Source organism: Cupriavidus sp. (genome assembly GCF_057315035.1).
In genome coordinates, this window is the sequence record NZ_DBHKYV010000001.1 from 67,089 (window position 1) to 80,037 (window position 12,949).

The 12,949-nt window shown below is 65.6% G+C and carries 9 protein-coding genes; 2 read left to right on the forward strand and 7 right to left on the reverse strand.

Annotated features, from left to right (window positions below):
• Positions 1-2 precede the first annotated feature (2 nt).
• On the reverse strand, positions 3-1,442 hold the full coding sequence (gene pyk / locus ACO550_RS00300; protein ID WP_315596934.1) for a pyruvate kinase: 1,440 nt from the start codon (positions 1,440-1,442) through the stop codon (positions 3-5).
• Positions 1,443-1,534: 92 nt separating this feature from the next.
• Positions 1,535-2,731: a phosphoglycerate kinase gene (locus ACO550_RS00305; protein ID WP_315596933.1), complete on the reverse strand. Its 1,197-nt coding sequence runs from the start codon at positions 2,729-2,731 to the stop codon at positions 1,535-1,537.
• A gap of 374 nt (positions 2,732-3,105) precedes the next feature.
• Here ACO550_RS00305 and ACO550_RS00310 point away from each other — a divergent pair, with 374 nt between their 5' ends.
• Both ACO550_RS00310 and ACO550_RS00315 read left to right on the forward strand, forming a co-directional pair.
• A complete protein-coding gene (locus ACO550_RS00310; protein ID WP_315596932.1) occupies positions 3,106-4,212 on the forward strand; it encodes a helix-turn-helix transcriptional regulator in 1,107 nt (368 codons plus the stop codon).
• Positions 4,213-4,359: 147 nt separating this feature from the next.
• Positions 4,360-5,529, forward strand: a complete 1,170-nt coding sequence (locus ACO550_RS00315; RefSeq protein ID WP_315596931.1) for a helix-turn-helix transcriptional regulator — start codon at positions 4,360-4,362, stop codon at positions 5,527-5,529.
• Here ACO550_RS00315 and ACO550_RS00320 read toward each other — a convergent pair.
• From ACO550_RS00320 to ACO550_RS00340, 5 genes are all read right to left on the reverse strand, one after another.
• Entirely contained in the window at positions 5,526-5,849 is a 324-nt protein-coding gene (locus ACO550_RS00320; RefSeq protein WP_315596930.1) for an AzlD domain-containing protein, read from the reverse strand. The two genes, ACO550_RS00315 and ACO550_RS00320, sit on opposite strands and share 4 nt — an antisense overlap.
• Positions 5,846-6,646: an AzlC family ABC transporter permease gene (locus tag ACO550_RS00325; protein ID WP_315596929.1), complete on the reverse strand. Its 801-nt coding sequence runs from the start codon at positions 6,644-6,646 to the stop codon at positions 5,846-5,848. The genes ACO550_RS00320 and ACO550_RS00325 overlap by 4 nt, the downstream gene beginning before the upstream one ends.
• Before the next feature lie 167 nt (positions 6,647-6,813).
• On the reverse strand, positions 6,814-8,154 hold the full coding sequence (locus ACO550_RS00330) for an MFS transporter (protein WP_315596928.1): 1,341 nt from the start codon (positions 8,152-8,154) through the stop codon (positions 6,814-6,816).
• Positions 8,155-8,205: 51 nt separating this feature from the next.
• Positions 8,206-9,645: an amidase gene (locus ACO550_RS00335; protein WP_315596927.1), complete on the reverse strand. Its 1,440-nt coding sequence runs from the start codon at positions 9,643-9,645 to the stop codon at positions 8,206-8,208.
• Between the two features lie 318 nt (positions 9,646-9,963).
• Entirely contained in the window at positions 9,964-12,891 is a 2,928-nt protein-coding gene (locus ACO550_RS00340; RefSeq protein WP_315596950.1) for an SNF2-related protein, read from the reverse strand.
• Between the last annotated feature and the right edge of the window lie 58 nt (positions 12,892-12,949).

Here is a 12,949-nt window from a genome sequence, read left to right on the forward strand (position 1 = left end):
TCTTACTTGCTGCCCACCCTCACAATCTTGAGGGTGTTGGTGCCGCCGGGCTGGCCCATCGGCTCGCCAATCGTCAGCACGATGAAATCGCCATGCTGCACCGCACCTTGCGCCAGCAACAGCTCCTCGGCCTGTTCCAGCGCCACGTCGCGGTCGGTGCTCGACTGCAATGGCAGCGGCACCACGTTGCGGTAGAGCTGCATCTTGCGCTGCGATGCCAGGTTCGGCGTCATCGCATAGATCGGCACATGAATACGGTGACGGCTCATCCACAATGCCGTGGCGCCCGAATCGGTCAGCGCGGCAATGGCCTTCACGCCTAGATGATAGGCGGTGAACAACGCACCCATGGCGATCGACTGGTCGATGCGCGAAAACGTCTGGTTCAGGAAGTCGGTGTCGAGCTGGACCACCTCGGACTTCTCGGCTTCGAGGCAGATCGCGGCCATGGCCTCCACGGTTTCCACCGGGTACCGGCCGGCGGCGGTCTCGGCCGACGTCATCACCGCGTCGGTGCCGTCCAGCACGGCATTGGCCACGTCGGACACCTCGGCGCGCGTAGGCACCGGGTTGACGATCATGCTTTCCATCATCTGGGTGGCGGTGATCGTCAGCTTGTTCGCTTCACGGGCCAGCCTGATCATGCGCTTCTGCAGCGCCGGCACGGCTGCGTTGCCCACTTCGACGGCCAGGTCGCCGCGGGCCACCATGATGCCGTCCGATGCCTGCAGGATCTCTTCGAGCACACCGGGACGGATGGCTTCGGCGCGCTCGATCTTGGCGATCATGCGTGCCTTGTGGTTGTGCGGCTGGCCGGCCACGTTGGCCAGCTGGCGCGCCATTTCCATATCGGTGGCGTTTTTCGGGAAGCTCACGGCCACATAGTCCGCGCCCAGCGCCATGGCGGTCTTGATGTCCTCCATGTCCTTGGCGGTCAGCGCCGGTGCCGACAGGCCACCGCCCTGGCGGTTGATACCCTTGTTGTTCGACAGCTCACCACCAATGCGTACCGTGGTGAAGATCTCGTTGCCGATCACGCGGTCCACCACCAGCACGATCAGGCCGTCGTTGAGCAACAGCACGTCGCCCGGGCCCACGTCGCGCGGCAGGTCCTTGTAGTCCAGCCCCGCGCGTTCCTGGTTGCCGGTCTGGCAGGTGGAATCGAGCACGAACGGATCACCGGGCTTCAGCGTGATCTTGCCGTTCTCGAACTTGCCCACGCGGATCTTGGGACCCTGCAGGTCGGCCATGATGGCCACCTCGCGGCCACATGCGGCAGCCGCTTCGCGCACCATGGCGGCGCGGTCGATATGGTCCTGCGCGGTGCCGTGCGAGAAATTCAGGCGCACCACGTCGACACCGGCCCCGATCATGCGGGTCAGCACTTCCAGCGTGCTGGAGGCAGGGCCAATGGTGGCAACGATCTTGGTGGAACGGGTCATGCGGGCGATTTCCTGTTTCGGGGGCATCAGGGACGACTCTGGTTACGGGCCGGCCGGGACACGCCACCGGCCCGATACTGCATCAGCATCAATCAGCCAGCGGCACGCTGCTCCAGCACCTCGAACGCCGGCAGCTTCTTGCCTTCCAGGAATTCCAGGAACGCGCCGCCACCGGTCGAGATATAGCCGATGCGATCGGCAATACCGTACTTGGCAATCGCGGCCAGCGTGTCGCCGCCGCCAGCAATCGAGAAGCCGTTCGATGCGGCGATTGCCTCGGCCAGCACCTTGGTGCCATTGCCGAACTGGTCGAATTCGAACACGCCAACCGGGCCATTCCAGACAATGGTGCCGGCGGACTTGAGCTGCTCGGCCAGCAACGCGGCCGTCTTCGGTCCGATGTCGAGGATCATGTCGTCGTCGGCTACGTCCTTGACGTCCTTGACCGTGGCGGCCGCGGTGGCGCTGAATTCCTTGGCGCACACCACATCGACCGGGATCGGCACCGAGGCGCCGCGCGCGGCCATCATGTCGATGATGGCCTTGGCATCGCCAGCGAGGTCTGCTTCAGCCAGCGACTTGCCGATCTTCAGGCCGGCAGCCAGCATGAACGTGTTGGCAATGCCACCGCCCACGATCAGGTTGTCCACCTTGTCGGCCAGCGACTTCAGGATGGTCAGCTTGGTGGAAACCTTCGAACCGGCCACGATGGCCACCAGCGGGCGGGCCGGCTGGCCCAGCGCGCGGCCCAGCGCATCGATTTCGGCGGCCAGCAGCGGGCCGGCGCAAGCGACCGGCGCAAACTTTGCAATGCCGTGGGTGGTGGCTTCGGCGCGGTGCGCCGTGCCGAAGGCGTCGTTCACATACACGTCGCAGAGCTTGGCCATCTTCTGGGCCAGCTCGTCGCTGTTCTTCTTCTCGCCCTTGTTGACGCGGCAGTTTTCCAGCAGCACCACCTGGCCAGGCACCACGTCGACACCGTCGACCCAGTTCTGTACCAGTTGCACCGGCTTGCCAAGCAGTTCCGACAGGCGCGTGGCGATCGGGGCCAGCGAGTCTTCCGGCTTGAATTCACCTTCGGTCGGACGACCCAGATGCGACGTCACCATCACTGCGGCGCCGGCTTCGAGGCAGGCCTGGATGGCCGGCACCGAGGCACGGATGCGCGTGTCTTCGGTGATATTGCCTGCGTCGTCTTGTGGCACGTTCAGGTCGGCACGGATAAACACACGTTTGCCGGAGATTTTGCCTTGGGAAATGAGATCGGTAAGACGCAGGACAGAGGTCATGGCGATAAGAGCGGGGACCGGGACGGCACAAACCGCCCGCGGAAGTCGGGAAAACCGCCATTTTACCTGATCGCCGCTACGGATTATCGCCTTCCCGCCCCCACCAGCCCAATGCATCACACCATGATTAAATAATACCCCCACTAAAGAGGGGGATAGGCGCCGAACGCACGCTTTCCGGCTTCAGGTAATGTATCCCCCAATGTACCAAACGTATGCATTGTCAGACACTTGAACAATTTCTAATAGTTTTGGTACATGATTGCGAATTCCGACGGAGATCGGAAATACAACTCAGAACCATTCTCGCGGCCAGGGGCTGACCCGGCACCACGGGAAGGATTGCAGTTCGGTGAATGCAAGGGGGTAGTCAGATGGAACAAGCGACCATCCACGGCGCCATCCGTGGGCTATACGAAGGCATCCTCGATCCCGGCGCCTGGCAGCAGAGCCTGCGCTCGCTGACGCAGCTCGCGAACTCCGCGCATGCGTCGATGATGGTCTGGGACACGGTCAGCGACCAGGTCACCGTCAACGAGATCGTGAATCCGGTCGAGGAACTGTTCGCCGCCTATGAGAACGATTTCCAGGCCATCGATCCGGCCAAGGCCTTCGCGCCGCGCCTGGTACCGGGCGCCTGGTATATCGATGCGCGCGACCTGGGCCCGCAGGCCATGGCGCGCCATCCGTTCTACTGCGACTTCTTCAACAAGTTCGCGCTGCGCTCCTATGTGGCCTGCCTGGTCGAAAGACAGCCCCACTACGAGGTCTATTTCTCGATGCAGCGCGGGCTGTCGCAGGACGCGTTTTCCACCGAGGATACGGACAAGCTCGCCTGGATCATTCCCCACATGCGCAGTGCGATCGCCATGCGTGACCGTACCCTGGCGCTGTCGACCATGGCCTCGCTGTCGGCCCGGCTGATCGAACGGCTGTCCTTCGCCGTGGCCGTCTACACGCCTGAGCGGCGCATGTTGCTGGCGAATACGGCCGGCGAGCGCTGGGCCCGGCGGCTCGACCCGTCCGGCAAGACTTCGGACTGGCAGTTGTCGCGCCACTTCACCGACATGCTGCAGGCCGCCTGCGACCCCGCAAACCCGCTTGGCGCGCAGGCGGCACGGGCCATCGACAACCGTGGCAACCAGGCCGAAATCCTGGTCCTGCCATTGCCCGCCACGCATGCGTTTGCCTCGCAATGGCAAAAGCCTGCCGCAATGGTGGTGGTGCATGAAGCCGGCGCGCCATCGGTCCTGCTCGATACGGTCCTGCGCAACCTGTACGGCCTGACGCCAGCCGAAACGCGGCTGGCCTCACGCATGGCCACCGGCGAAGGCTTGCCCGAGGCCGCGCGCCAGATGCGCATCCGCCACGAAACCGCTCGTACCCAGCTCAAATCGATCTTCCTCAAGACCGGCTGCACCAGCCAGCCGCAACTGTCGCACCTGCTGACAAGACTGGCCGCCACGCTGGACGGCGGCTAACGGCCGCGCCCCGGTCACTGCATTTCCCTTCGCAAAGCCTGCCCGCCCCGCAACCCATCACCACACGCAGGCAAGCGGCACGCGTCGGCTAACCCGGCACGTGTGTACGCCACTACAAAGAAAACAAGAAAGCAAGAAAGGAAGCACATGAACGAAGGTGAGATGCACGAGACCATCCGTGGTCTCTACCAGGGCGTGCTCGAACCGCATGCGTGGCAGCGCAGCCTCCATGCGCTATGCGACCTCAGCGGCAGCATCCAGGCCTCGCTGCTGGTGCTGGATACCAGCCAGCAAACCGTGCATGTGCGACACATGGTCAATCGCGCGTCCGACAACCTGGCCTTTCGGCCACCGCCCTACCGCATACACGGTGGCTTGCCATTTGCCGCGGGCCTGCCGGTGGGCGGCTGGCATATCGACCAGCGCAATACGGTGAACGTTGCAGCCGTCAATCTGGCGTTCCGCGGCGATTCGTTCGACGACGTGGCGCTGACTTCCGTGATGGCCTGCCTGGTCGACCGAAGCGCGTCGCACGAGACTTACCTGGCGCTCCAGCGCCAGGCCAGCGACGAAAACTATTCGGAAGACGACGCGCGTGCACTGGACTGGGCCATTCCGCATTTGCGCGAAGCCATGGTCCTGCGCGAACGGACCCATGCCGTGGCCACCCATGGCCATGTCTCGGCCGACCTGTTGAACCGGCTGCCATTTGGCGTGATCGTGTTCGCCCAGTCGGGCAGGCCGTTGCTGGCCAACACGGCCGGTGCACTGTGGGTATCGAGGCTGCTGCCATCCCCTGCCAACGAGGCTGCCGGAAGCACATCGGGCAACGCTAACGGCCATGGCAACGGCAATGGCTGGCGCCTGTCACGCCCGTTTGTCGACCTGATGCGATCGCTGTGCGATCCCGGCACGCTGCAGCCGGCACAGGCCATCCTGGCCATCGGCGCCGATGGCCGCGCGGCGCAGATCGTGGCAGTGACCCTGACGCCCGCGCTATACCTGTCATCGGAATGGGAAGGCCAGCCCGTGCTGGTGGCCATCCACGAGAACCGTGGTCAACCACGTGCGGTGCCGGCCGTGCTGCGCGACCTGTATGGCCTGACCCCGGCGGAAAACCGGCTGGCCCTGCTGCTGACGACCGGCATCGGCCTGCCCGATGCCTGCATCCAGCTTGGCATCAAGCGCGAAACCAGCCGTTCGCAGCTCAAGTCGATCTTCACCAAGACCAACACCAGCACCCAGGCGCAACTGTCGCATCTGCTGACGCGCCTCGGCAGCGTGCTGGCCGAGCCCGCCTCGTACCGCGAGAACTAGCCCAGCAGCCGCAGCGCGGTGTAGACCGCCATGCCCGCCACGATCATGCCGACCATGCGCTTGGTCAGCACATAGCAGACGGTGGCGGCAATCCCGGCCATCAGCTTGTCGTTGCCGGGCGAGATCGCGAGATGTCCTTCGAATGTCAGCAGGTCCGGCAGGATGATCGCCGCCAGCGCCGCGGCCGGCGCATAGCGCAAGGCGCGCTGGATGCGGTCCGGCACGGTCACGCGCTCGCCCGCCATCAGGAACAGTGCACGCGAGAGCACCGTGACAACGGTCATACCGAGAATGGCGATCCACGTCTCGAGTTGAGTCATGCCTGGTCTCCGGTACGCGGCTGGCCTGACTTGCGTGTGCGAATGCCGCGTAACGTGGCGCGCGCGGCCATTTCGTCGCTGGCCATGCCGGCGGCAATCGCGGCCACCACGGCCAGCACCAGTGCCAGCCGGTAAGGCAGGTCGAAGCACAGCAGCGCCACCACCGCCGACACCACCACGGCCATCAGCGTCGAGCGCGAGTTGATCGTGGACACCATCACCGGAATCAGCGCCAGCGTACCCGCCAGCGCCAGGCCCCAGCTATCGGGGAACATGCTGGCCAGCAGGATGCCGATGAGCGACGAAACCTGCCATGTTGCGCAATTGATCAGTGCCATGCCCCAGAAATAGCCTTCCTTGCCCGGCGCATAGCCCGGTTCGGCATAGCGCTGCATGAAGTAGACGAAATGGAGATCGCCATTGAAGAAGCCCAGCAGCGTGCGCCGTGCCGCCGGCAGATAACTGAAATGCGGCTGCAGCGCGGCACTGAAGATCAGGAAGCGCAGGTTGACCACGGCAGCCGTAAGCCAGACGGTCCAGATCGGCATGCCCGCCGCAAACAACGGCAGCACGGCCAGCTGGGCGGAGCCCGCGTAGACCAGCAGCGACATGCCGATGGCCTGTGGCACGGTCAGCGCCGATTTGCTCATGGCCACCCCGGTGACCAGGCCCCACGAGAAGATCGCAGGCAGGGAGGGCGCAAAGTATCGCGCGCCGTCAAGAAAGGCGTTGCGTTCCACCTCGGCAAAACGATGCCAGAGGCGCAACCACACCGGAGACGACTGTCGGGGTGTCATGGCGAAATGAGATGAGACGGTACGGCAGGCCGTCTTGCGCGGCATGGCCGTCAGGAAGGACTATCGGCCACGCAACGCGTGGCCGACAGCGGAGCAGCCATTATAGGCCCGGTATCGCCGCTGGTAAGCAGTAGCTTAAAAGTGATCCGGGCAGTGTTGTTTTGATATCAAACCGGCTTGCCCGCGGCTGGCACCAGCGTGGCGTGGGTTTCGGCGGACTGCATCGCCGGGTCGCGATCGTGGCTGTGGTCGTGGTCATCGCCACCGGCCTGCCCGAGGTCGATACCCGAGGTTTCGGGCAGCAGTGCGGCTGACACCATGACCAGCGCATAGCCCACCCCGGCGGCAATCGCGATGGCCAGCGGCAGCGAGGTGCGCCCGCTGTTGAGCCAGCCCACTGCCATCGGAAAGAACGAACCGATCACCCGGCCCAGGTTGTACGACACGCCGTAGCCGGTGGCGCGGATGGCGCTCGGGTAGGACTCGGAGATCGTGGCGCCAATGCCCGAGAACACACCCTGCATCAGAATGCCCAGCGGGAAACCCAGGAACAGCATCGAGGTGTTCGAAACCGGAATCACCATATAGATCATCGCCATCACGAACGCACCGGCCGCGAACGCGATATAGGTCAGGCGGCGGCCCCAGCGGTCGGTGGCATAGGCGCCCGCCACATAGCCAACCAGCGATCCCAGGATCGTGACGGCCAGGTAAGAGCTGGTGCCGAAGACCGACAGCCCACGCTCGGTCTTCAGGAACGTCGGCAACCACGTGGCGATGGCGTAGTACGCGCCGAGCATGCCGCCGGACAGCAGGCTGCACAGCAAGGTCTTGCGCAACAGCGGCTTGCGGAACACGCGCGCCAGGTCGGCGCCGGCCGATGCGCCAACGCGTTCGGCGCGGCTTTTCAGGAACACCTCGGGCTCTTGCAGGTTGCGGCGCAGGTAGACCACCACCAGCGCGGGCAGGATGCCCAGGAAGAAGCAGACGCGCCACGCCACTTCGGGCTCGAACAGGTTGAATGTGATCGCGTAGGCAATGGCCGCGCCACCCCAGCCAAATGAATAGCTGCTGGCCGTAAAACCCGAGTACTTGCCGCGATGTGCGGGGTTACGGATCAGCTCGGTCACCAGCACCATGCACAGCGACGATTCCCCGCCAAAGCCCAGGCCCTGCAGCATGCGGAACACCATCAGCTGTTCGGGCGAATTGGCAATGCCGCACAGGAAACACGACACCGCGAAGACCAGGATCGTCCAGCGCAGCACCCGCACCCGGCCATAGCGGTCGGCCAGCAGTCCGGCGCCGATGGCGCCTACCAGCGAAGACACCAGCGTCCACGTGACGATGGCACCCGCCATCGACTTGCTCATGCCCCACTGCGCCAGCAACGTCGAAATCAGGAACGAATAGATCATGAAGTCGAACACATCGACCGCATGCCCCAGGAACGCGCCATAAAAGCCCTTGCGCTCCGTACGTGACAACTCCCTGAACCAGTCCAGCATGATCACCCTCCCCTTGTTGCGCGTTTTAGATATGTGTCGGATGTGCGCCGGCTAGCGCAGGCCGGCCGGTGGTCGGAACCGATGGCCCGCGTCTTCCAGCAACTGGGCAAAGCGCAGCGACGTGAGATCGCCGAAGCGGCGTGCCACGATCTGCACACCCACAGGCAGGCCATCGGCCGCGGGACCGATCGGCGTCACCGTCGATGGCAGCCCGCAGAGCCCCGAGTGCCCGGCCCAGAACAACTGCGATGTCAGTGGCCACGCACGGCCGTTGACCGTGATCGTGCGCTGCCAGGGTTCGCCAGCTTCGTCGAGCGGGAAGGCCGTGGTGGACGCCGCCGGACACAGCAACACGTCGTAGTCGCCAAAGAAGCGACTCCAGGCGCGCGCGAAATCCTCGCGTGCCTGCTGCATCAGCAGCCAGTGCCGATGTGTGAGCGTGGCGCCGGTGAACTGCAGCGATGCATAGTCGTTGTCGCCAGCGTCAACCTGGCCGGCGCGAGCCAGCGCATCGGCAAACGCGGCGTCATCCATATGCAGCGAGGTGGTGGCGCGCAGCAGCAGCACATAGATGCGCCACAGCGCGGCGGCATCGAAATCGGGGCGGACGTTCCAGCTGACCGGCACGTGCTGCGCTTCAAGCCAGTGTCCAAGCTTCTCGATGGCGCCGCTGACATTGGCGTCGGTCTCGGCAAGCGGATGCGTCGGCAGCACCGCCACGCGAAAATCGGCCAGCCGTGCGTGATCGCATGCTGGCAGGTCGAGTTGCCATGCGGGCGCCTCGGCGGCATCGGCGCCGGCAATCGCGCGCAGCACCAGTTCCAGGTCGCGCGCGCTGCGCGCCACGGGGCCGGCAACATTGATGTCCTGGTCCCCGAATCCGGCCCGCGCATTGCCGTGCCCTCGCAACGGCACGATGCCATGGCTGCTTTTGTGCGAAAACACGCCGCAGTAGTGCGCCGGATTGCGCAAGGACGAACCAATGTCCGAGCCGATATCGAAGAAGCTCATGCCGGCGCAAACAGCTGCGGCGCTGCCGCCCGACGAGCCTCCCGGCGTGCGCGTGAGATCGTGCGGATTGCGCGTGGTGCCATAGACCGCGTTGTAGCTCTGCCAGTCGCGCAGGCCCAGCGGCACATTGGTCTTGCCAAGCAGGATCGCGCCGTGCGCACGCAGGCGTTCCACCACCACCGCGTCAGCCGCCGCACGGTGGTCGGCGCGCGCGGGCGCGCCGCAGGTGGTGGGCCACCCCGCCACATCGAACGATTCCTTGATCGAAAACGGAATGCCATCGAGCGGCCCGCGTGTGCGCCCGGCCTGGCGACGCGCATCGCTTTGTGCGGCAGCCTCGCGCGCGGCCTCGAAGTCCGCCAGCACGATGGCATTGACCTTGCCGTTGTGCGCCATCCAGGCAGCCTGACACGCCTGCACCAGTTCCAGCGCCGTGGTCTCTCCGCGCGCCAACCGCGCGGCGGCAACGTGGGCGGGCATCTGGCAAACATCCGGCCAGTCCGGGACGTCCAAAACGTCCGGCTTCGGGTCAGGCAGCGTCACGGGGGCTCCGATATTGTCGGTGTCGTCGGTATACTATATTCAGATTTACGCGAATCACAAGGCAGTATTTGTGCCAGCCGAGGATGCACCGCAGCAAGGATTTAATGGGGTTGTAGCGGGAGACTCGAAAGAGTTGGCACCAGAATCGGGCGATTCTTGGTATACCGTTTGGTGCAGGCGCGGTGGATTTTGACAGCTCTGCCCTCTCCCCCGGCCCCTCTCCCGCAGTGCGGGCGAGGGGAGAAAACATGCAACTTACCGGCGCAGCAGGCCGACGAGTTCGTCGATGTCGGGTAGCACGGCGTCGCGTCCTGCGGCCTCGTCGTCAGTGGCCTCCAGCACGCCTTCGGCCAAGGCTCGCTTGCCGTGGTGCAGGTCGACAATGCGCTCCTCGATCGTGCCCGCCGCGATCAGCCGGTATACCGTGACGGGCCGTTGCTGGCCAATGCGGTGCGCGCGGCCCATTGCCTGGTCTTCGGCGGCCGGGTTCCACCAAGGGTCGGCAATCACTACGTAGTCGGCGGCGGTCAGGTTCAGGCCGAAGCCGCCTGCCTTGAGGCTGATCAGGAACGCATCGCCGTCGCCAGCCTGGAACGCGGCCACCCGGCGCGTACGTTCGCCGGCAGGCGTGGCGCCATCGAGGTACTGGTAAGCCAGGCCGGCATCGTCCAGCGACTGACGCAGCAGTTGCAGGAAGTCGACGAACTGGCTGAATACCAGGGTCTTGTGGCCATTCGCCGCCAGCGTAGCCAACAGTTCGGCAAACGCGCGCACCTTGGCGCCAGGCTGGTCCATCTCGGGGGTCACCAGCCGCGGATCGCAGGCGGCCCGGCGCATTCGCATCAATTGCGCCAGCACGTGGATGCGCACCTCGGGCTCGGGCAGTGTGGCGCGCGCCTTCTTGTCCTTCTTCGGCCGCAGCAGTGCGCGTTCGGCCTCAGACAGCGCCTGGCGGCGCAGCGCTTCGTAGTGCGCGGCCTCGGTCGGATCCTGCGCGACCCGGATCACGAGCTCGGTGCGCGGCGGCAGTTCGTCGAGCACCTGCGCCTTGGTACGACGCAGCACGAATGGGGCAATCATGCGCCGCAGGCGCAGGCGCGGATCGCGCGCGCCATTGCGCTCGATCGGATTCGCAAAATGTTCATTGAAGCGTGCCAGCGAACCAAGTAGCCCGGGATTGCAGAAGCGCATCACGGCCCAGAGCTCGGCCAGGCGGTTTTCCACCGGCGTACCCGACAGCGCGATGCGGCAATCGCCCGCCAACGCGAACATGGCCTGCGCGCGCCGCGACGCCGGATTCTTGAACGACTGGGCCTCGTCCGCCACCACCGTATGCCAGTGGCGCTCACAGAACAGCTTGCGCGCCTGCTGCAGGAGGTTATACGAAACAATCACCAGGTCGTACGCCGCCGCCTGCCCGACGATGGCCGCGCGATCGCCTTCGGCATAGACGTGGATGCGCAGTGACGGCGCAAATCGTTGCGCCTCGGCAGCCCAGTTGCCGCACACCGACGTGGGGGCCACTACCAGCGCCGGACCATCGGCGGCACGGGCCAGCAGCACGGCCAGTGCCTGCAGGGTCTTGCCCAGTCCCATGTCGTCGGCCAGGCACGCACCAAACCCGGCCGCGGCCAGTGACATCATCCAGCGATAGCCTTCCGCCTGGTACGGGCGCAGCTCGGTAGCCAGCGTGGCCGGCACCGGCACATCGGTCGCGCGCGCAGCACGCAACCGCTGCACGCGCGTACGGAAATGCGCATCGGGGTCGATATTGGCGCCAGCCAGTACATCATCGAGCCACGGCGTGGCAACCAGCGGCACACGGATGCCATCGCGCACCCCATCCCCCACACCGGCCAGATCGCGCAAGCGGTCGCGCAACTGGCGCGTCAGCGCGACATAGACGCCATGCTCCATCGGGATAAAGCGACCCGCGTGGCCGTGGGCCCACGCCACCAGTTTTTCAAGCGACAGCACCAGGCCCTCGGCCACCTGAAGCTCGCCCACCAGCTTGAACCATTCGCTGCCGGTCTCCACGCTGACCGCCAGTTGCGGCAGGTCGGCCGGCAACACCCGAAGCTCACGGCCGCGCGGCCATTCGAGATCGATCACGCCAGACAGTCCCGGCAGGGTCTCGACCACGGTCAGCGCGTCCTCGGGATCGTCGAGCGTCCAGCTGTGCTCGCCGCTGGCCGGCGCCTGCCTGACCAGTTCCGGCAGCGCCTCGAAGACCTCGGCCACGTGTCCCTGCTCCGCTTCGAGATCGCGATGCGTGACCAGCGTAGTGCCGCCAATGGTCGCCATCAACTGCGCGCGCCCATGCGCAGGTGCCAGGCGCGGCCCCGCCGCACCCAGCGGCGTCACCACCAGCCGCAGGCTGATGCCGCGCCCCACCGGCGCCACTTCGGCGCGCAGCCGCGATTCGGGATCGCGCTCGCGCGCTTCGCCCGAGCTGTCAGCGTGGATCTGGAAATGCCCGGCCAATGCGCGCAGCGTGCTGTCGAGCCGTGCCTGCGCGTTGGCGGGCACGGCCAGGCCGCCCGCAATCAGTTTGGCGGCCGACTGCTGGGCTTCGGTAAAGCGGATCACCCGCAACCGGCGCGTACCGTCCTGCAGAACAGTGATCTGGCGCAAGGCTTCGGCTTCCTGCTTCGCGGCGGCGGGCAGGAAGTCTTCCATGGCAAGCGCTTCGCGCAGCGGCGGCACGATGCGCAATACGTAGCGGTCGCCCTCGCGCATGGCCTCCAGCGCGGGAGCCGCTTCCTGCACTTCAAGCGGAATAGTCGGGGCATGCGCCAGTACCACGGCCGGATGACCTACCAGCGCCATTACCGCGGCCGAGCGGTCCAGCACGTGGCGGCGGTTGCGCGAGCCATCGCGCCGGATCGCCCGCGCAACCCGAGCATCCCACGGTGGGAGGGTATCGTCGTCGGCCAAGCGGGCCAGCGGCAGCGGGCGCGGCCGGGTCCAGCCGCGCGGGCCATGGGTCTGCTCCAGCGGCTCGATCGTGCCCACCGCGCCATCGGCGTCCAGCGTCAGCGCCCAGAGCAGCCGGCGGCGGGCGCCGGAACCGCCCGCATCCGCCTCGCCACCTGCCAGTGCCTCCAGCGCGCCCAGTGCATCCTGCCAGCGGGTGTCATCGGCGGATTCGGCGGGTTCATCGCACAGGTCGGGTACAGGGATCGGTTCGGTCTGGGCCACGCTCGCGGAAGAGTCGATGAGGAATGGTGCGATTGTAGAA

Coding starts and splice junctions, on each gene's coding strand:
- ACO550_RS00330 (WP_315596928.1), bottom strand. CDS start 8,154: ATGCTGGACTGGTTCAGGGAGTTGTCACGTACGGAGCGCAAGGGCTTT.
- ACO550_RS00305 (WP_315596933.1), bottom strand. CDS start 2,731: ATGACCTCTGTCCTGCGTCTTACCGATCTCATTTCCCAAGGCAAAATC.
- ACO550_RS00325 (WP_315596929.1), bottom strand. CDS start 6,646: ATGACACCCCGACAGTCGTCTCCGGTGTGGTTGCGCCTCTGGCATCGT.
- ACO550_RS00315 (WP_315596931.1), top strand. CDS start 4,360: ATGAACGAAGGTGAGATGCACGAGACCATCCGTGGTCTCTACCAGGGC.
- pyk (WP_315596934.1), bottom strand. CDS start 1,442: ATGACCCGTTCCACCAAGATCGTTGCCACCATTGGCCCTGCCTCCAGC.
- ACO550_RS00310 (WP_315596932.1), top strand. CDS start 3,106: ATGGAACAAGCGACCATCCACGGCGCCATCCGTGGGCTATACGAAGGC.
- ACO550_RS00335 (WP_315596927.1), bottom strand. CDS start 9,645: ATGCCCGCCCACGTTGCCGCCGCGCGGTTGGCGCGCGGAGAGACCACG.
- ACO550_RS00320 (WP_315596930.1), bottom strand. CDS start 5,849: ATGACTCAACTCGAGACGTGGATCGCCATTCTCGGTATGACCGTTGTC.